Source organism: Nisaea sp. (assembly GCF_017640745.1).
In the GTDB taxonomy this organism is placed as follows: Bacteria; Pseudomonadota; Alphaproteobacteria; order Thalassobaculales; family Thalassobaculaceae; genus Nisaea.
The window spans coordinates 83310-100617 of record NZ_JAEPQA010000002.1 but is presented as its reverse complement, the minus strand read 5'-3'; the positions used below and the strand labels follow the sequence as shown (position 1 = coordinate 100617).

Sequence of the window (17308 nt, the reverse complement as noted above, 5' to 3'; positions counted from 1 at the left end):
AGCAGACCCAATGCCCGCTAGTGCCCCGCAGCCGATCCTGACCGAGTTCAAGAACGGCATCGCCCGCCTGATCTTCAACAATCCGGCCCGCCACAACGCCATGTCGCTGGAAATGTGGACCCACGGCGCCGAGCTGCTGGAGGCGTTCGGGCGGGACGAGAATGTCCGCGCCATCCTCTTGACCGGCGCGGGCAGCGAGGCGTTCGTCGCCGGCGCGGACATCTCCAAGTTCGGGGACGAGCGGGCAAGTCGGGAGGCGGTGGAGACCTACGACCGCGCCGTCGCCCGCTTCCAGCAGGTGATGCGGGCACTGGAGAAACCGACCATCGCGCGGATCAACGGCTTCTGCATCGGCGGCGGCCTCGCCGTCGCGATCGAGTGCGACATCCGGGTCTGCTCGGAGAAATCGCGCTTTTCGGTGCCGGCGGCCAAGCTCGGCATCGGCTATGCGATGGACGGCATCCGGCGCCTGCGCACGCTCGTCGGCCCCGCCTTCGCCGCCGAGATTTTCTACACCGCCCGGCAGTTCACCGCCGACGAGGCGGTGATGATGGGGCTGGTCAACCGGGTCCTGCCAGAAGCCGAACTCGACGCCCATGTCGAGGACCTGCTGTCCCGCATCTCCGAGAACGCACCGCTCGCCATTCACACCGCGAAACGGGCGCTGATCGAGCTGGAGAAACCGGAAGAGGATCAGGACGCGGCAGCCTGCGACGCGCTGGTCCTGAAATGCATGGAGAGCGAGGACTATGTCGAGGGACGGACTGCCTTCATGGAAAAGCGAAAGCCGGTTTTCCGGGGACGCTGACCTGGTCTAGATTGCGGCCCGCGAAACACATATGAGCGGGACCGGGTCCGGAAGGCTTCGGATCCGACTCCTTCGAGGACGACTGAATGCCCGATCCGTTCGACGCGGTCCATGCCCGTCTGCTGGAACTCCCGGTCTTCTTTGTCGGCGGCATGCCGCGGTCCGGGACGACCTGGATGCAGCAATTGCTGAACGCTCATCCGAACGTGCTCTGCATGGGCGAGTCGCGCTTCTTCGAGGACATGATCCCGAATCTCTATGAGATGCTTAAGAGCTACAGCCGGCGCCGTCACGACCTGGTCGACACTTGGGGGCCGGGCGTCAACGGGCTCCGGGGCGTCCATATGGGACCGATCTTCAAGGCCTCCTTCGCCTCCCTCGCCGGCGCCAATCTCGGGGACAAGGATGTCGCCGATCTGGTCACGGTCGGCGAGAAGACGCCGGACAACATAACCAGTCTCCGCCGCATCTGGCAGATCTATCCGGAAGCGCGCGTCATCCATGTCATCCGCGATCCGCGCGACGGCGCGGTCTCGGGCTATATCCGCTTCAATTCGAAACTGGTCGGGCACATTTCGCGCGAGGACTACATCCCCTCCTATTGCGAACAGTGGCGCAACCGGATTCTGGAGGCGCGCAAGCTCGCAGCGGGCCATGCCTTCTTGGAGGTGCGGTACGAGGACCTGCATGCGGACGCTGAGAATACGGCGGCAAAGCTGTTCCGCTTCCTCGGCGCACCGGACGATCCGAAATTGGTCGCGGCCGCGGTCCAGAAAGCCAGCTTCGAGAGCCTCTCCGGCGGCCGCAAGCGCGGCGAGACGGATGCCAGCTCGCATTACCGCCAGGGCGTCGTCGGTGGCTGGCGCGCGGAGCTCACGGAAAAAGAACAGGCGGCGGCGATCGAAGCGGCGGAACCGATGCTGTCGGAACTCGGGTATCAGTAGGCCGTCGACCGCAATTTTCCGTCCGCACGACTATCCTTTCAAGACGAACTCACCGGCGTCACACTAGGCGGAGTCGGCATTTGACGGCCTTTCATCAAGGAACTTTATCGAAATCAAAACTGCTACCGAGATACTCGTTAAAAAGAAAACAAATAAAATGATTCCGGTTGGAATAAGTAAAAATATATTCAAAAATAATTCCCGCTTCACTTGCGATACAAATGGATAATTAAAATTACCATGCTTGATACCCACAAACTCTGGAATCAAAACGAAACTCAAAACATACAAAAAATAAAATCCGCAAAATCCAACACACCGCAAATTAGACAGAAGATCAAAATAATTATAATTAATAAATTTTCTATTTCTAATCACAGAAACGACTGCCAAAACACTCACCACCACGGCAGAAAACGCGTAGAGAATTCCTGACAAGAGCAGCACGTCACCATGGTACATAAGCTGCGCAGGAATGTCGCCGCGGTCAAAATCGGCGCACACCCCCCCAATTCACTCTTGAAAAGAGTAAAATTTTTGCAGATCGGATCAATAAACAAGAAACAAATCGACAAACCTACCCAAACCATAACAATTGTGATGGCAAATGAAATCAAAGAGTCATTTAATATGCGACAGTACCTTTCCGACAAAACAAAAAACTCACCAATTTTCGAACCCGAACTCAAAATTTTAAAATAATGAAAATGCAATATAAAATAAAAAATTAGAATTAAAAAAATTAAAACTCCAAAATTCTCACCAATTTTTTGATAATATGAAAAATTTATCAAATGCATTACAAAGAAAAATACCATCAATCCAGAAAACAATCCAAATCCATTTTCCATTTTTGGCGACTCATAACCAAAAAGCCACCCTCGATAAAAGAAAAAAGTCTTTATACTCATAGAATCTTTTGTGCTGTCCATTCGCAATTACCCAAGTTTTAGAGAGCAATAGTCTTTCAGAATATTACCATGAACTTATTGCGGCGCATTACCCCGCGAACCGCCCCTTGAACGGCACCCCCGAGAGCAGCGTCACCAGATGCGCCGCGAGCACGAGGCAGGTGACGACGGCAAAAATCTGGATCATCGTATAGGGGATCAGGGTAACATTCCCTGGAAGCCGTTCCTTGCGGTCCTGAAGACGCGCGAACGCGAAGATCAGGATTGCGGCGGCAAGCGCGATCAAAGTGGTCAGGAGGTCCATGCGCACCTAAGTGATTCAGAAGAACCCAACGATAAAAAACGACAGGGGGAAACATAAGCATGAGTGTTGCCAACCGCCAGCAGACCGCGACCAGCGGCAGCTACGATCCGGCCAGCCAGAAACTGCTCACCTTCCACGATGCGGTTCCCGCCTTCCGTGACGGAAGCGACAGTCCGCGCGCCTATCTGGAGCGCTGTCTCGAGGTGATCGAGGCGCGCGAGCCGGAGGTGCAGGCCTGGGTCACGATCAATCGCGACGGCGCCCGCAAGGCGGCCGACGAGGCGAGTGCCCGTTACAAGGCCGGCAAACAGCTTTCCCCCATCGACGGCATGCCGGTCGGCATCAAGGACCTCTTCATGACGAAGGACATGCCGACCGAAATGGGCAGTCCGCTCTTCAAGGGCAACGAGACCCATGCCGACAGCGCTCTCGTCTACGGTCTGAGGATGTCCGGCGCGGTGATCCTCGGCAAGACGGTGACGACGGAGCTAGGATTCTCGCATCCCGGCCCGACCCGCAACCCGTTCGATCCGGACCGCACGCCCGGCGGCTCCTCCAGCGGCTCGGCCGCGGCGATCGGTGCCGGCATGGTGCCCGCCACCATCGGCTCGCAGGTCGTCGGCTCGGTGATCCGTCCGGCGAGCTTCTGCGGCAATTACGCGATCAAGCCGACGCTCGGCGCGCTGAACCGGGGCGAGCGGGCCGGCACGCTCAGCCAGAGCCATATCGGCGTCCATGCGGGCTCGCTCGAGGACATGTGGGCGGTCGCCTACCAGATCGCGGCCACGGCAGGCGGCGATGCGGGCTATCCCGGCCTCTACGGCGAGGAAGCGCCGGCGGGACCGAAGAAGCCGACCCATCTTATCCTGCTGCAGACCGAGGGCTGGGAGATGCTTGACGGCACCACCCGCGCCGCCTTCGAAAAGATCCTGGACCAGCTCCGCAGGCAGGATATCCAGATCCTCACCCGGGCCGACAGCCCGACGATCGACGCCTGCGAGGTGGCGATGGCGGAAAGCCTGAAGCTCGCCCGCGACATCTGCTGCTGGGAACTGCGCTGGTCCCTGCGCAATCTCGCCGAGAAGGACCGCAGCCTGATGAGCGAGAGCCTGCAGCAGCGCCTCGCGCTCGCCGAGGACATGAGCCTCGCGGACTATCGGGCCGCGCTCGACCAGCGCGAGCGGATGCGTACCCGCTTCAAGGCGCTGGCACCCTTCGCGGACGGCTGCATCACCCTCTCCTCTGTCGGAATCGCCCCGCCGTTCGACGGCACGGGCAGCACCGGCGAGCCGGGGATCACGCACCAGACCGGTCTGCCCGCCTTCAACGCGGCGACCTCGGCCCTCGGCGCGCCCGCGATCACCCTGCCGCTGATGGGCATCTCGGGCATGCCGGTCGGCGTTCAGATCGTCGGCCAGCTGCACCGGGACCAGGACCTCACCGGCCTCGCCGCCTGGGTGCGGGAGAACGTAAAACCAGTCACGATGTGAGCCATCGATACACCGTCATCCCGTCGCAGGCCGGGATCCAGGGATCATAGAGCGGTCTCTGTAATCCTCTGGGCCCGGCCTCAGCCAGGGGTGACGGTTGTTGTCGTTTCGTGAAAACGTGCCAGCACCGGTGACATTTCCGGATTAACCTCCTAAATCATGTCTCCCGCCTCTTGCTGCACCGGACTGTCATGTTCTCGGCCATCATCTTCGACTGCGACGGCGTCCTCATCAATTCCGAGTCGATCCTCCGCGCGTTCTATATCCGGCGTCTCGGAGAGCTCGGCCTGAATTACGAACCGGACGCCTACAGCAAGCGCTTCAAGGGCGCAGCCTGGCCGCAGTTCCTGGCGCTGGTCGAAGAGGAGCACCGGGAAAAGTTCGGCAAGCCGCTGCCGGACGGCTGCTTCGACAGAATCAAGGACGAGACCTGGGCCGAATACAAACGCGCTCTGACCCCGACAGAGGGCATTGCCGCTCTGCTCTCCACCCTGACGCTGCCCAAGGCCGTCGCATCAAACAGCGGCGCTGCCTCGCTGGAACGCAAGCTGCGCCACACCGGCCTGCTGAGGCATTTCGACCCGCATCTGGTCTCCCTCGACCATGTCGCGCGCGGCAAACCGGCGCCGGACATGTTCCTCCTGGCCGCAGAACGTCTTGGCGCCGCACCCTCCGAATGCCTGGTCATCGAGGACAGCACCACGGGCATCACAGCGGCCACCAAGGCCGGCATGACCTCCTGGGGCTATGTCGGGGAAAGCGGCGGCGACGCGGACCTGCCGGAAATGCTCCGTGACGCCGGCGCCAGCGAGATCTTTTCCCACCACGACGAGATCCGGGAACGGTTGGGGTAATATCCTCGACCGTCATCCCGGCCTGCGCCGGGGTGACGACTGAATTGTATCGGAGCGAAAAACCCCTACCCCAGATCCTGCTCTGCCATCGCGATGCGGGCATCGTGGAAGCGCGGATTGAGGGCGAGGCACTGCTCGTAGCAGGTGCGGGCATGGTCGCGGTTGCCGGCGGCGTCGAACACCTGGCCGAGGGTGAACCAGGGCTCCGGATCGTCCGGTTTCAGATAGATCGAGCGGTTGAGCGCGGTCGCGGCGGGCTCCAGCCATCCGGCCTCGAAGCAGGTCGTGCCGAGCTGGCGCTGATGATCCGCATCCGACGGGTCGAGTACCGCGGCCATGCCGATCAGCTGCGCCGCTTCGGCATGACGGCCATTCTGCATGGCGAGGATGCTTTTGACATGGAGCGAACGCGGGCTCTCCGGCTGCCCCTTCGTGACCTTGCGGTAGAGGTTCTCCAGCCGTGCCGTGCCGATATTCACCACCCCGCCGAGGCGCGACGGGGATGGATGTGAGGTCCGTGCCATGACGCGGGTATCTTAGCCCGCGATCGACGGGAGCACCACCCGCCCTGCATGCCGGTCCGCAATCAGCCTTTCAGAACCCGTCCCGCAACCGCATCCAGCTTGGCGACGACTTCCGGATCGCGCGCGTCCGGATGGGTGATCAGGGCGAATTGCAGCGCGTTGTCGCCGCCCTGCTCGTCCACCTCCGGGCGCTTCGCCAGCATGGGGGCGACGGTGCGCACCAGATCCCGTGCCTTTTGCGCATTCCCGGTCAGCACCTTGATGACCTGCTCGACCGTCACGCTGTCGTGGTCCGGATGCCAGCAGTCGTAATCCGTGATCATGGCGACGGTGGCGTAGGGAATCTCCGCCTCGCGGGCCAGCTTGGCCTCCGGCATGTTGGTCATCCCGATCACGTCGCAGCCCCAGGAACGGTAGAGCGTGCTTTCGGCATAGGTGGAGAATTGCGGACCTTCCATGCAGATATAGGTCCCGTTCACGCTATAGGGCAGGCCGAGCTGCTCGCAGGCCGCCGCCAGCGCCGCCTGGATCCGCGCCGAGACCGGATGGCTGAAGGAGACATGCGCTGCGCAGCCGTTGGTGAAGAAGGTCTTCTCGCGCGCGAAGGTGCGGTCGATGAACTGGTCGATCAGCACGAAATGGCCCGGCGCGTATTCTTCCTTGAGGGAGCCGACGGCACTGAGAGAGACGATGTCCGTGACGCCGGCCCGCTTCATCGCGTCAATATTGGCGCGGTAGTTGATCCCGGACGGGTTCAGCTTGTGGCCCCGGCCGTGGCGCGGCAGGAAGACCAGCTTCTGGCCGTCGAGCTCACCGAACAGGAGCTGGTCGGACGGCGTGCCGAATGGCGACGTGACCGTCTCCCAGCGCGTGTTGGCCAGCCCGTCAATCTCGTAGATCCCACTGCCGCCGATAAAGCCGAGCACCGCGTCGCGTGTCAGGTCCGTCATGATATCGCCCATCCAGATTGCTGTCCGGTTTCTGGGTAGCCGAAGGACACAGACTTGCCAATCGCAAAAGAAAAGGCCGCGTCCGGGGACGCGGCCTACTTTCTAAGAGATGTCGGCTGGATCAGTGCACGTCGGCCCAGATCTTCCGCTTGGAAGCATAGAACAGGCCGGAGAGCACGATCAGGAACAGGATCACCGCGATGCCGGTCCGCTTGCGGGTTTCCATGTTCGGCTCGGCCGCCCAGGCGAGGAAGGTGGTCACATCCTTCGCCATCTGGTCGATGGAGGCCTTGGTACCGTCCGCATAGGTCACGCCGTCTTCATAGAGCGGCTGCGCCATGGCGATCTGGTGACCCGGGAAGTACTTGTTGTAGTTCATCCCGGCCATCATCGTGACACCGGCCGGCGCTTCCTCGTAGCCGATCAGCACGCCGTAGACGTAATCCTCGAAACCGGCCCGCGCATCTACGATGAGCGAGAGGTCCGGCGGATAGGCGCCGCCATTGGAGGCACGCGCCGCCTTCTCGTTCGGGAACGGTGCCGGGAAACGGTCGGCGGGCGTGCCCGGACGGGTGAACATCTCACCTTCGTCATTCGGGCCGTCCTGGACCTCGTACTCGGCCGCGATCGCCTTCACCTCGTCTTCCGAATACCCGAGATCGGTCAGGTTGCGGAAGGCGATATAGTCGAGCGAGTGGCAGGTCGCGCAGACTTCCCGGTAGACCTGCAGACCGCGCTGGGCCGCTGCCCGGTCGACCGTGCCGAAGATGCCATTGAACGACCAGTCCTGCTTCGGCAGGGCAACGGCTTCACCGGCGGCATTCGCCGGCTGGGTGCCGCCCAGGGCGAGAACGGCGACGGTAGCGGTGGCCGCGATCAGAGACTTGATACCCATTATGCTTTCTCCTTCGCGGCAGCCGGTGCTGCGGCTGGTCCTCCGGCACCGCCGAGAACGGACTCACTGATGCTCTTGGGGAGCGGCTTCGGTGTCTCGAAGATCGAGAGCAGCGGCAGCGCGATCAGGAAGTAGAAGAAGTAGTATGCGGTCGCGAAGCGGGCCGCGATGACATAGACGCCTTCCGCCGGCTTGCCGCCGAGCCAGGTCAGCAGGATGCAGTCGAGGAACAGCAGCCAGAAGAAGATCTTGAAGACCGGGCGGAACTTGCCGCTGCGGACCGGCGAACGGTCGAGCCACGGCAGGATGAACAGCACCGCGATGGCGCCGAACATGGCCAGAACGCCGAGCAGCTTGTCCGGAACGGCGCGCAGGATCGCGTAGAACGGCAGGAAGTACCACTCCGGAACGATGTACGCCGGGGTCACCAGCGGGTTGGCCGGAATGTAGTTGTCCGGATGCCCGAGGAAGTTCGGCGCGAAGAACACGAAACCGCAGAACGGGATCAGGAAGACGGCGAGGCCGAACATGTCCTTGATCGTGTAGTACGGGTGGAACGGAATGGTGTCCTGCGGGCCCTTCACGTCGATCCCGAGCGGGTTGTTCGAGCCGAAACGGTGCAGCGCCACGATATGCAGCACGACGACCGCGAAGATCACGAACGGCAGCAGGTAATGCAGGGCGAAGAACCGGTTGAGGGTCGGGTTGTCGACCGAGAAACCGCCCCACAGCCAGGTCACGATGCTGTCGCCGACGACCGGGATCGCGGAGAACAGGTTGGTGATGACGGTGGCGCCCCAGAAGCTCATCTGGCCCCAGGGAAGCACGTAGCCCATGAAGGCGGTGGCCATCATCAGCAGCATGATCACGACGCCCAGCATCCAGAGCAGCTCGCGCGGCGCCTTGTAGGAGCCGTAATAGAGGCCGCGGAAGATGTGGATGTAGACGGCGATGAAGAAGAAGCTGGCGCCGTTCATGTGGATGTAGCGGATCAGCCAGCCCGAATTGACGTCGCGCATGATGCGCTCGACGGAGTCGAAGGCGTAGTCCACATGCGGCGTGTAGTGCATCGCGAGCGTGATGCCGGTCACCAGCATGATGACGAGCATGATCCCGGCGAGCGAGCCGAAGTTCCACCAGTAGCTGAGGTTCTTCGGGGTCGGGTATTCGTGCGCTTCGTGATGCAGGAAGCTGAAGATCGGCAGGCGGTGGTCGATCCACCGGACAACCGGATTGGAGAAGTTAGCAGTGCTCATCGATCAGCCTCCTCAACCGATTCTAATCGCGGCGTCGCCGGTAAAGGCATAGGGCGGCACGGGAAGGTTGGCCGGCGCCGGGCCTTTACGGATACGACCGGAGGTGTCGTAGTGAGAGCCGTGACAGGGGCAGAACCACCCGCCGTAATCGCCGCGCGGCTCGGTCGTCTTCTGGCCGAGCGGCACGCAGCCGAGGTGGGTGCAGATGCCGACGAGGATCAGCCATTCCGGCTTCTCGACCCGCTGCGCATCCGGGGTCGGATCGGGCAGATCGCCGAGATCGACCGCTTCCGCTTCCTTGATTTCCTCTTCCGTGCGGTGACGGATGAAAACCGGTTTGCCGCGCCAGACCACGGTGATCGACATGCCCACTTCGATCGCGGAGAGATCAACCTCCGTGCTCGCGAGGGCCAGCGTATCGGCAGCAGGGTTCATCTGATTGATGAACGGCCATACTGCGGCCGCGGCGCCAACTGCACCGACGGCACCGCTGGCGACGTTGATAAAGTCGCGCCGTGTCGCGCCTTCTTCCATCTCAGCCATTGTAATTCAGCACCTCTCGCCCACTTTTAATTCGACAGGGAACTTATCCCGTCCCCCACCGCGGTGAGTGCGACACAAGGTCGCGCGCGACCGGCAGGAATTCTAGCCTGCTCCGACGTCATTGCTCCGTCCTATACTACCCCCTGAACCCAATTGCAAAGTCTCCCTAACCTCTCGCGAGCAATAGGCGTCAAACCGTGCGAATTGCGCTCTATCAACCGGATATCCCACAGAATACCGGAACCATCCTCCGCCTCGCGGCCTGCTTCGGCGTCGGGGTCGATATCATAGAGCCCTGCGGCTTCGCCCTGAGCGATGCACGGATGCGCAGAGCCGGTATGGATTACGTCGATCACGTCGACTGGAACCGGCATGTTTCCTGGGAGCGTTTCCGGGAGAAAACGGGGCCGGGGCGCCTCGTGCTGCTGACCACCAAGGCGTCGGTCCCGTTGCAGGAATTCAGTTTTTCCGAAAGCGATACTCTGCTCTTCGGACGGGAATCGGCCGGCGTTCCGGACGAGGTTCACGCCGCCGCCGACGCGCGGGTGCTGATTCCCATGCGGCGCGGCCTGCGCTCCCTCAACATCGCGGTCAGCGCCTCGATCGCGCTCTGGGAAGCGCTTCGGCAGACCGGGCTGTGCCAAACAGACGAGGGCTAGATTTCCGCGAGCGGTGACACATCCGCACCAGACCTCTTTCAGCGATAGGCATAATCATTGCCCAGCCATGGGCTATACTCGATCCCGTCGGGCGCCACGGCCGTCTCACGCGATATTGTTTGGACTATTAATGAGTTTTTAGTGACACCTGACGCATGAAAGAACGTGTGTTCCGCCCATTCTTGACAATCCCCGCTCAGAGATCATCCTAACCTCATGGCAAGACAGAAAGAGTTCGACCGGGCAGAAGTCCTGGAAAACGCGATGCGGGCATTCTGGCGCCGCGGATACGAGGCGACGTCCGTGCAGGATCTGGTCGAGGCGACCGGGATCAACCGGGGCTCGATGTACGACACCTTCGGCGACAAGCGCGGCCTCTTTCAGGCCGCCGTTCAGCACTACATTTCCAGCGTCAGCACAGAACGGCTGAGGAAAGTCAGCGAAGCCGAGCACCCGGTGACCGGGATCAGGGACTATTTCGAAGGACTGGTCGAGTTTTCCGTCGGCGACGGACGCGAACTCGGATGCCTGATCACGAATTCCGTGGTCGAACTCGCGCCGCACGATGCCGTCATCGGCGAGACCCTGCGCAAGAGCTTCGCCCGGGTCGAGGATACCTTCTACCGCGCCCTCCTGAGGGCGCAGCAGGCCGGCGACATCGCCCGCGGTCAGGACATCCGGGCGCTCGCCCGCTTCCTGACGGCGACGACGAACGGATTGCGCGTGCTCGCCCGCGCGGATGCCGATGTCGCGACTCTGCGCGACGTGGTGGACAGCGCCATGTCCGTGCTCGAAGACCGCAAACCGGACCTGCCGGCAGCGGCCGAATAAGCCTTCCCTCGAACGCCCAGCCCCTCACCTCCTTCGCGCCGACGAGACCCGTTCCGATTTCGCAGCTATCTCCTTGTTGTGTTTTGGAATGAATGTTCCATAATTATCCGAACGCCCCATCCCCAAGGAACATCCCATGTCGCAGCTCACCCCCCTCTTTCCCCGCAAGCTGGTTCCCGCATTGTCGATCCCGACACTCGACGGCGGGACCTGGAGCCTCTCCGATTCCAAGCCTGAGAATTTCACCATGGTCGTCGTCTATCGCGGCCTGCATTGCCCGATCTGCGGCAATTACCTGAAGGATCTCGACCGCAAGCTCGCCGACTTCAGGGAACGCGGCGTCGAGGTGATCGTTCTCTCGAGCGACGACGAGGCGCGCGCCAAGCAGGCCAGGGAAGACTGGAAGCTCGAAAACCTGACCATGGGCTACGGCCTGACGCTCCGGAAGGCGCGCGAATGGGGGCTCTATATCTCCTCCGGCCGCGGCAAGACCTCGGTCGGCATCGAGGAACCGAGCCTGTTCGTCGAACCCGGCCTGTTCCTGGTCCGGCCGAATGGCGAGCTCTATTTCGCCACGGTGCAGACCATGCCGTTCGCACGGCCGGATTTCGGCGCGATCCTGAAAGCCCTCGATTTCGTGATCGCGAAGGACTACCCGGGCCGCGGCGAGATCGTCGACATTCCGGCCGAAGCCGCCGAATAACCTCCGCCTCGACCGGAGGCTGCCCGGCGGCCTCCGGTTCCGGCAGGGAACGTGGTCAAATCCACTGGCACGGCGCCCGGCCATGCGCTACTAGGGCTGCGTGACCGTTCATCCTTTGAAAAAACTGAGGTTCCGGCTCGAAGCCTGGCTCGTTCGCGGCCTGCTCGTCCTGCTGCGCCAACTGCCTCTCGACTTTTCGTCCTGGCTCGGAGGCGCCGTCATGCGCTGTGTCGGCCCCATGCTGCCCGCACACAAGGTTGCGCGCCGCAATCTCGAACTTGCCTTCCCGGAGAAAGACAGCGCCGGGATCGGCCGGATCCTCTCGGGCATGTGGGACAATCTCGGACGGACGGCCGGCGAATATCCTCATCACGAAAGGATCGGGCGCGAGGCCGGCCGGCGCGTCGAACTGCTCGGCACCGGCTTCATCGAGGCACTTGCCGCCAAACCGCGGCCGGCGATCTTCGTCTCCGCGCATCTCGCCAATTGGGAAATCATGCCGATCGTCGGCGCCCTTCATGGCGTCTATCTGAGTTCCGTCTATCGCCGCCCGAACAATCCCTATCTCGCTTCCGTGTTCGAGGACCGGCTGACGCATCCGCAAATGAGCCTGATCGCCAAGGGGCCTTCCGCCGGACGCGAGCTGCTTCGGGTTCTGAGACAGGACCGGCCGGTCGCAATGCTGATCGACCAGAAACTGCGCGAGGGGATCCCTGTTTCTTTTTTCGGCCGCGAGGCGATGACACCCAGCGCTTTCGCCGAATTCGCCCTCAAGCTCGGCTGCGACGTCGTCCCGACCCGGATCGAACGGCTCGGCGGCGCGCATTTCCGGCTGACCGTGCTGCCGCCGATGGAGAAACCCGACAGCGGAGACCATGCGGAAGACGTCAGGAGCCTGACGCAGGCCGCGACGTCACTGATCGAGGACTGGGTGCGCGAACGTCCGTCGGAATGGTTCTGGGTCCACAAGCGCTGGCCGGACTGACACGTTCCTTCTATTCCCCGGCCCTTGCCGCCTGGTCCGCCGGGCCGAACTGCAAACCGTGCAGATGGGCATAGAGCCCGCCCCTGGCGAGCAGGGCCGCATGGTCGCCGCTTTCGACCACCTTGCCAGCGTCAAAGACGTGAATGACGTCGGCATGCTGGATCGTCGAGAGACGGTGCGCGATGACCAGCGTCGTACGGCCCTTCATCAGCTCGTTCAGCGCCGTCTGGATCTGCCGCTCGGACTCTGTGTCGAGCGCGCTGGTCGCCTCGTCGAGCAGCAGGATCGGCGCGTCCTTAAGGATCGCCCGGGCGATCGCGAGGCGCTGGCGCTGACCGCCGGAGAGCTTCGTGCCCTGCTCGCCGATCACCGTCTCGTAGCCGTTCGGCATCGCCGAGATGAACTCATCCGCCGCCGCCGCCCGTGCGGCCGCACGGACTTCCTCGTCGCTGGCGTCGAGCCGGCCGAACCGGATGTTATTGATCACGCTGTCGTCGAAGAGGACCACGTCCTGGCTGACGATCGCCAGCGACTCCCGGAGGCTCTCCAGGGTGACGGTCCGAATATCCTCGCCGTTCACGCGCACCGTTCCGCCCGCCGGATCGTAGAACCGCGGGATCATCGAGAACACCGTGCTCTTGCCGGCGCCGGACGGCCCGACCAAAGCGGTGACCTTGCCCGACGGCGCCTCGAAGCTTACGCCCCTCAGCGCAATGTCCCGCTCCGCATCCACGCCGACCTCATAGGAAAACCGGACATCGTCGAACACGACCGAACCCGCCATGCGCGGCAACGGCTTCGCGTCCGGCGCGTTGCGGATCGAGGACTCACGGTCGAGCAGCGCAAAGACGCGCTGTGCCGCCGCGAGGCCTTCCTGCAGGTTGGTGTTGATCTTGCCGAGGGCGCGCAGCGGCTGATAGGCCATCAGCGTCGCGGCGATGAAGGAGAAGAATGCGCCCGGTGAGGTGTGTCCCTCGATCACCCGCGCGCCGCCATAGAGAATGACCGCGGCGACCGCGACGCCACCGAGAAAGTCGATGATCGGCTGCGGCGCCGCCTTCACCCGTATACCCCGGTAGTTCAGCTTGAAGAGGCGCTCGACGAGCTGCTGGATCCGGCCGGCCTGATGGGTCTCGAGACCGTAGGACTTGATCATCCGGATGCCCTGGAAACCCTGCGTCAGCAGGGTGGTCATCGAACCCATCTCCTCCTGCGTCTCCGCCGAGACCCGGCGCATGCGCTTGCCGAGCTGGCGGATCGGATAGGCCGAGAGCGGCGCCACGACGAAGGTTATGCAGGCAAGCAGCCACTCCTGATAGAACATCACCCCGACCAAGAAGATCACCGAGAGACTGTCCCGCCCGAGGCCGACCAGCGCGTTCGCCACGGCGTTGCGCATGGTGTTGATATCAAAGGTGAAGTGCGAGATCAGCGTACCGCTGTGCCGGTCCTGGAAGAGCCCGAGATCGAGATTGATCAGGTGCCGGTAGAGACGCGCCTGGGTATCGGCAACGACCCGCTGGCCGACATAGCCGACCAGCACTTCCTGGGCATAGGTCGCCACGCTCTTCACGAAGAAGGTGGCGATCACCGCCCCGGCGACCAGCCACAGCACCGACAGATCCTTCTCGATGAAGATCTTGTTCACCATCGGATCCATCAGCCAGGCGGAGGCCGCGGTCGCCCCGGCGACGAGGACCATGCAGATCAGCGCGAGGAATAGCCGGCCCATATAAGGCCGGACCAGCTCCCGCACCACTCGCTTCATAAGCGAGAGCGAGGCCTCGTCCGTCAGGCTGACTTTCGTGCGGTCCGATTTGCGCGACATGCGATCCCTTCCGAGCGATTCCGGGCCCTTCCTTACAACAGGCCGGGGCCGGGCCGCCATCGAATTGAACTTCCGGCCTTTCTCGCGCCACGCGCGAAACCACAAGCGACATTGTTGATTTAAATCCGACTTCCCGTACTATTGAGCCGTCGAATATGCGGTCGGTTCGCGACCCAATCGGCGCCAAACAAAGCAATCAAAAATGCATGGCGCCTCAAAAAGTGAGCAAACAGGAGGCTCTCATGACATCCAACAAAAAGCTGACAGCGCCGCTGTCCGGCGACGTTTCCCGCCGTGGTTTTCTCGGCGGCACGGCCGCGCTCGGCATCACGGCTGCGTCCACGTCTGCCCTGATGGGCCGGAAAGCCTACGCCGCCAAGAAGGGCGGTCACCTGCGCGCCGGCATCGGCCACGGTTCGACCACCGACTCCCTCGACCCCGCGACCTGGGAGAACGGCTTTTCCCTCTCGATGGACTACACGCTTTTCAACCATCTCGGCGAAGTCGACCACACGGGCGGCGTGAAGCCTGAACTGGCCGAGAGCTGGGAAGCCTCCCCGGACGCCAAGACCTGGAGCTTCAAGCTGCGCAAGGGCGTCGAGTTCCACAACGGCAAGAGCCTCGAGGCGGAAGACGTCATCGCCTCCATCCAGTACCACATGGGCGAAGACACGAAATCGCCGGCCAAGTCCCTGCTGAAGCAGGTGACCTCCATCAAGGCCGACGGCAAGCATGAGGTCGTGATCGAGCTGGAATCCGGCAATGCCGATTTCCCGTATGTCATCAGCGACTACCACATCGCCATCAAGCCCTCGAAGGACGGCAAGATCGATCCGACCGAAGGCATCGGCACCGGCGGCTACGTGCTTGAGAACTACGAGCCGGGCGTCCGCTTCATGGCGAACAAGAACAAGAACTACTTCAAGTCCGACCGGGGCCATTTCGATCAGGTCGAAATGATCACCATCATCGACCTTGCGGCGCGCCAGAACGCGCTGACCACCGGCGAGATCGACATGATGGACCGTGCAGACCTGAAGACCGTGCATCTGCTGAAGCGCAAGCCCGGCATCAACGTCATGGAGACGGTGGGCTACAAGCACTACACCTTCCCGATGCGCACGGACACGGCGCCGTTCGACAACAACGAGCTGCGTCTCGCGCTGAAATACGCGCTCGACCGTGACGAGCTGGTGAAGAAGATCCTGCGCGGCCACGGTGTGGTCGGCAACGACCATCCGATCAGCCCGACCAACCAGTATCATGCCGACGGTCTGGCGCAGCGCAGCTACGATCCGGACAAGGCGAAGTTCCACTTCAAGAAGGCCGGCATGGACGGCACCGTGATCCAGCTCTCGGCTGCCGACGCGGCCTTCCCGGGCGCGGTCGACGCGGCGGTGCTCTACAAGGAACACGCGGCCAAGGCCGGTATCAATATCGAGGTCGTGCGCGAGCCGAACGACGGCTATTGGTCGAACGTCTGGATGAAGAAGGGCTGGGGCGCCTGCTATTGGGGCGGCCGTCCGACCGAGGACTGGATGTTCACGACCGCCTATGCCGCCGGTGCGGACTGGAACGACACGTTCTGGAAGCACGACCGGTTTAACGAGCTGCTTCTCGCGGCCCGCGCCGAGCTCGACAGCGACAAGCGCCGGACGATGTATTACGAGATGCAGGAAATCGTCAGCAACGAGGGCGGTGTCGTCGTCCCGATGTTCGCGAACTACGTGTTCGCGGCCTCGGACAAGATCCTGCCGTCGGAGCAGATGGCGGGGAACTGGGAGCTCGACGGCGCCAAGTTCGCGGAACGCTGGTCCTTCGCGTAAACCCGCGACGTTCCGGAACAGAGTTCCATGGCACAAATCATGAAAATGGTCGCCCAGCGCTTTGCGCTGGGCTTCCTGACGCTGTTCGTCGTCTCGCTCATCATCTTCCTCGGCATCGAATTGCTGCCGGGCGACATCGCCGAGGAAATCCTCGGCCAGGGCGCGACTCCCGAAACCGTGGCCGCCTTCCGGCGCGAGCTCGGCCTCGATGTGCCGGCGCACATCCGCTATGTCGAATGGCTCTGGAACATGCTCCAGGGCGACATGGGCCGCTCGCTCGCCAACAAGCGCGAGATTTCCGAGCTGATCGGCCTGCGCTTCGGCAACACGCTGTTCCTCGCCGTGACCGCCGCCGCGATCTCGGTGCCGCTGGCGCTGACGCTCGGGGTGCTCGCGGCGCTCTACCGCTATTCCTTCTACGATCGCGCGGTGAACGTGGTGACCCTGAGCTCGATCTCCTTTCCCGAGTTCTTCGTCGCCTACATCCTGATCTTCTTCCTCGCGGTGACCTATCCCGTATTCCCGTCGATCGCCAATATCAGCGACGCGACGCCGTTCTGGGACAAGGTCTACAAGGTGCTGCTGCCCGCGCTGACGCTGACCCTCGTCGTGGTCGCGCACATGATGCGGATGACACGCGCCGCGATCATCAACCTGCTGGCCAGCCCCTATATCGAGATGGCCAACCTGAAAGGCCTCTCGCGCGCCCGGATCATCGTGAAGCACGCCTTGCCGAATGCGCTGGCGCCGATCATCAACGTGGTGGTGATCAACCTCGCCTACCTGATCGTCGGTGTGGTCGTCGTCGAGGTGGTGTTCGTCTATCCGGGGCTCGGCCAGCTCATGGTCGACAGCGTCTCGAAGCGGGATCTTCCCGTGGTGCAGGCCTCGGCCATGATCTTCGCCGGGACCTACGTCCTTCTCAACCTGCTCGCGGATATCCTGTCGATCCTGACAAACCCGCGTCTGCTGCATCCGCGCTGAGGGAGGGGAGACC

18 protein-coding genes are annotated in these 17308 nt (G+C 62.3%); 10 read left to right on the top strand and 8 right to left on the bottom strand.

Annotated features, from left to right (window positions below):
- Positions 1-10: 10 nt before the first annotated feature.
- Entirely contained in the window at positions 11-808 is a 798-nt protein-coding gene (locus tag JJ959_RS02350; protein WP_292879656.1) for an enoyl-CoA hydratase, read from the top strand.
- An 86-nt stretch (positions 809-894) separates the two neighbouring features.
- Positions 895-1752, top strand: a complete 858-nt coding sequence (locus tag JJ959_RS02345; protein WP_292879655.1) for a sulfotransferase — start codon at positions 895-897, stop codon at positions 1750-1752.
- A 63-nt stretch (positions 1753-1815) separates the two neighbouring features.
- On the opposite strand, the gene JJ959_RS02340 is transcribed toward JJ959_RS02345, so the two are convergent.
- Positions 1816-2256 (bottom strand): hypothetical protein, encoded by a 441-nt coding sequence (locus JJ959_RS02340; protein WP_292879654.1) that lies wholly within the window; start codon positions 2254-2256, stop codon positions 1816-1818.
- 495 nt (positions 2257-2751) lie between these two features.
- Positions 2752-2973 (bottom strand): hypothetical protein, encoded by a 222-nt coding sequence (locus JJ959_RS02335; protein ID WP_292879653.1) that lies wholly within the window; start codon positions 2971-2973, stop codon positions 2752-2754.
- 53 nt (positions 2974-3026) lie between these two features.
- On the opposite strand from JJ959_RS02335, the gene JJ959_RS02330 reads away from it, so the two are divergent.
- Together JJ959_RS02330 and JJ959_RS02325 are read left to right on the top strand one after the other, a co-directional pair.
- A complete protein-coding gene (locus tag JJ959_RS02330) occupies positions 3027-4457 on the top strand; it encodes an amidase (protein WP_292879652.1) in 1431 nt (476 codons plus the stop codon).
- A 191-nt stretch (positions 4458-4648) separates the two neighbouring features.
- On the top strand, positions 4649-5311 hold the full coding sequence (locus JJ959_RS02325) for an HAD family phosphatase (RefSeq protein ID WP_292879651.1): 663 nt from the start codon (positions 4649-4651) through the stop codon (positions 5309-5311).
- A gap of 65 nt (positions 5312-5376) precedes the next feature.
- Here the strand turns inward: JJ959_RS02325 and JJ959_RS02320 are convergent, their stop codons facing one another.
- From JJ959_RS02320 to petA, 5 genes are all read right to left on the bottom strand, one after another.
- Entirely contained in the window at positions 5377-5835 is a 459-nt protein-coding gene (locus JJ959_RS02320; RefSeq protein WP_292879650.1) for a tetratricopeptide repeat protein, read from the bottom strand.
- Positions 5836-5897: 62 nt separating this feature from the next.
- Positions 5898-6785: an S-methyl-5'-thioadenosine phosphorylase gene (locus JJ959_RS02315; RefSeq protein ID WP_292879649.1), complete on the bottom strand. Its 888-nt coding sequence runs from the start codon at positions 6783-6785 to the stop codon at positions 5898-5900.
- A gap of 121 nt (positions 6786-6906) precedes the next feature.
- On the bottom strand, positions 6907-7680 hold the full coding sequence (locus JJ959_RS02310; protein WP_292879648.1) for a cytochrome c1: 774 nt from the start codon (positions 7678-7680) through the stop codon (positions 6907-6909).
- Entirely contained in the window at positions 7680-8936 is a 1257-nt protein-coding gene (locus tag JJ959_RS02305; RefSeq protein ID WP_292879647.1) for a cytochrome b/b6, read from the bottom strand. The genes JJ959_RS02310 and JJ959_RS02305 overlap by 1 nt, the downstream gene beginning before the upstream one ends.
- Positions 8937-8948: 12 nt before the next feature.
- Entirely contained in the window at positions 8949-9479 is a 531-nt protein-coding gene (gene petA, locus JJ959_RS02300; RefSeq protein WP_292879646.1) for a ubiquinol-cytochrome c reductase iron-sulfur subunit, read from the bottom strand.
- Between the two features lie 197 nt (positions 9480-9676).
- On the opposite strand from petA, the gene JJ959_RS02295 reads away from it, so the two are divergent.
- The 4 genes from JJ959_RS02295 to JJ959_RS02280 all read left to right on the top strand — a co-directional run bounded on the left by JJ959_RS02295 (position 9677) and on the right by JJ959_RS02280 (position 12657).
- Entirely contained in the window at positions 9677-10138 is a 462-nt protein-coding gene (locus JJ959_RS02295; RefSeq protein ID WP_292879645.1) for a tRNA (cytidine(34)-2'-O)-methyltransferase, read from the top strand.
- Between the two features lie 216 nt (positions 10139-10354).
- Positions 10355-10969, top strand: coding sequence for a TetR/AcrR family transcriptional regulator (locus JJ959_RS02290; protein ID WP_292879644.1), 615 nt, complete (start codon positions 10355-10357; stop codon positions 10967-10969).
- Between the two features lie 136 nt (positions 10970-11105).
- The gene (locus JJ959_RS02285) at positions 11106-11672 is read left to right on the top strand and encodes a peroxiredoxin-like family protein (RefSeq protein ID WP_292879643.1); all 567 of its coding nucleotides are present in this window, start codon (positions 11106-11108) and stop codon (positions 11670-11672) included.
- A gap of 115 nt (positions 11673-11787) precedes the next feature.
- Complete coding sequence (locus JJ959_RS02280; RefSeq protein ID WP_292879642.1) at positions 11788-12657, top strand: lauroyl acyltransferase; 870 nt, start codon at positions 11788-11790, stop codon at positions 12655-12657.
- A gap of 10 nt (positions 12658-12667) precedes the next feature.
- On the opposite strand, the gene JJ959_RS02275 is transcribed toward JJ959_RS02280, so the two are convergent.
- Entirely contained in the window at positions 12668-14485 is a 1818-nt protein-coding gene (locus tag JJ959_RS02275) for an ABC transporter transmembrane domain-containing protein (RefSeq protein ID WP_292879641.1), read from the bottom strand.
- A 242-nt stretch (positions 14486-14727) separates the two neighbouring features.
- Here JJ959_RS02275 and JJ959_RS02270 point away from each other — a divergent pair, with 242 nt between their 5' ends.
- Both JJ959_RS02270 and JJ959_RS02265 read left to right on the top strand, forming a co-directional pair.
- Positions 14728-16311, top strand: coding sequence for an ABC transporter substrate-binding protein (locus tag JJ959_RS02270; RefSeq protein WP_292879640.1), 1584 nt, complete (start codon positions 14728-14730; stop codon positions 16309-16311).
- 27 nt (positions 16312-16338) lie between these two features.
- Complete coding sequence (locus JJ959_RS02265) at positions 16339-17295, top strand: ABC transporter permease (protein WP_292879639.1); 957 nt, start codon at positions 16339-16341, stop codon at positions 17293-17295.
- Positions 17296-17308: the final 13 nt, after the last annotated feature.

Bases quoted from the DNA above. Each gene is read 5' to 3' on its own strand.
- JJ959_RS02350 (WP_292879656.1), top strand. From the start codon at position 11: ATGCCCGCTAGTGCCCCGCAGCCGATCCTGACCGAGTTCAAGAACGGC.
- JJ959_RS02345 (WP_292879655.1), top strand. From the start codon at position 895: ATGCCCGATCCGTTCGACGCGGTCCATGCCCGTCTGCTGGAACTCCCG.
- JJ959_RS02330 (WP_292879652.1), top strand. From the start codon at position 3,027: ATGAGTGTTGCCAACCGCCAGCAGACCGCGACCAGCGGCAGCTACGAT.
- JJ959_RS02325 (WP_292879651.1), top strand. From the start codon at position 4,649: ATGTTCTCGGCCATCATCTTCGACTGCGACGGCGTCCTCATCAATTCC.
- JJ959_RS02320 (WP_292879650.1), bottom strand. From the start codon at position 5,835: ATGGCACGGACCTCACATCCATCCCCGTCGCGCCTCGGCGGGGTGGTG.
- JJ959_RS02315 (WP_292879649.1), bottom strand. From the start codon at position 6,785: ATGACGGACCTGACACGCGACGCGGTGCTCGGCTTTATCGGCGGCAGT.
- JJ959_RS02310 (WP_292879648.1), bottom strand. From the start codon at position 7,680: ATGGGTATCAAGTCTCTGATCGCGGCCACCGCTACCGTCGCCGTTCTC.
- JJ959_RS02305 (WP_292879647.1), bottom strand. From the start codon at position 8,936: ATGAGCACTGCTAACTTCTCCAATCCGGTTGTCCGGTGGATCGACCAC.
- petA (WP_292879646.1), bottom strand. From the start codon at position 9,479: ATGGCTGAGATGGAAGAAGGCGCGACACGGCGCGACTTTATCAACGTC.
- JJ959_RS02290 (WP_292879644.1), top strand. From the start codon at position 10,355: ATGGCAAGACAGAAAGAGTTCGACCGGGCAGAAGTCCTGGAAAACGCG.
- JJ959_RS02285 (WP_292879643.1), top strand. From the start codon at position 11,106: ATGTCGCAGCTCACCCCCCTCTTTCCCCGCAAGCTGGTTCCCGCATTG.
- JJ959_RS02275 (WP_292879641.1), bottom strand. From the start codon at position 14,485: ATGTCGCGCAAATCGGACCGCACGAAAGTCAGCCTGACGGACGAGGCC.
- JJ959_RS02270 (WP_292879640.1), top strand. From the start codon at position 14,728: ATGACATCCAACAAAAAGCTGACAGCGCCGCTGTCCGGCGACGTTTCC.
- JJ959_RS02265 (WP_292879639.1), top strand. From the start codon at position 16,339: ATGGCACAAATCATGAAAATGGTCGCCCAGCGCTTTGCGCTGGGCTTC.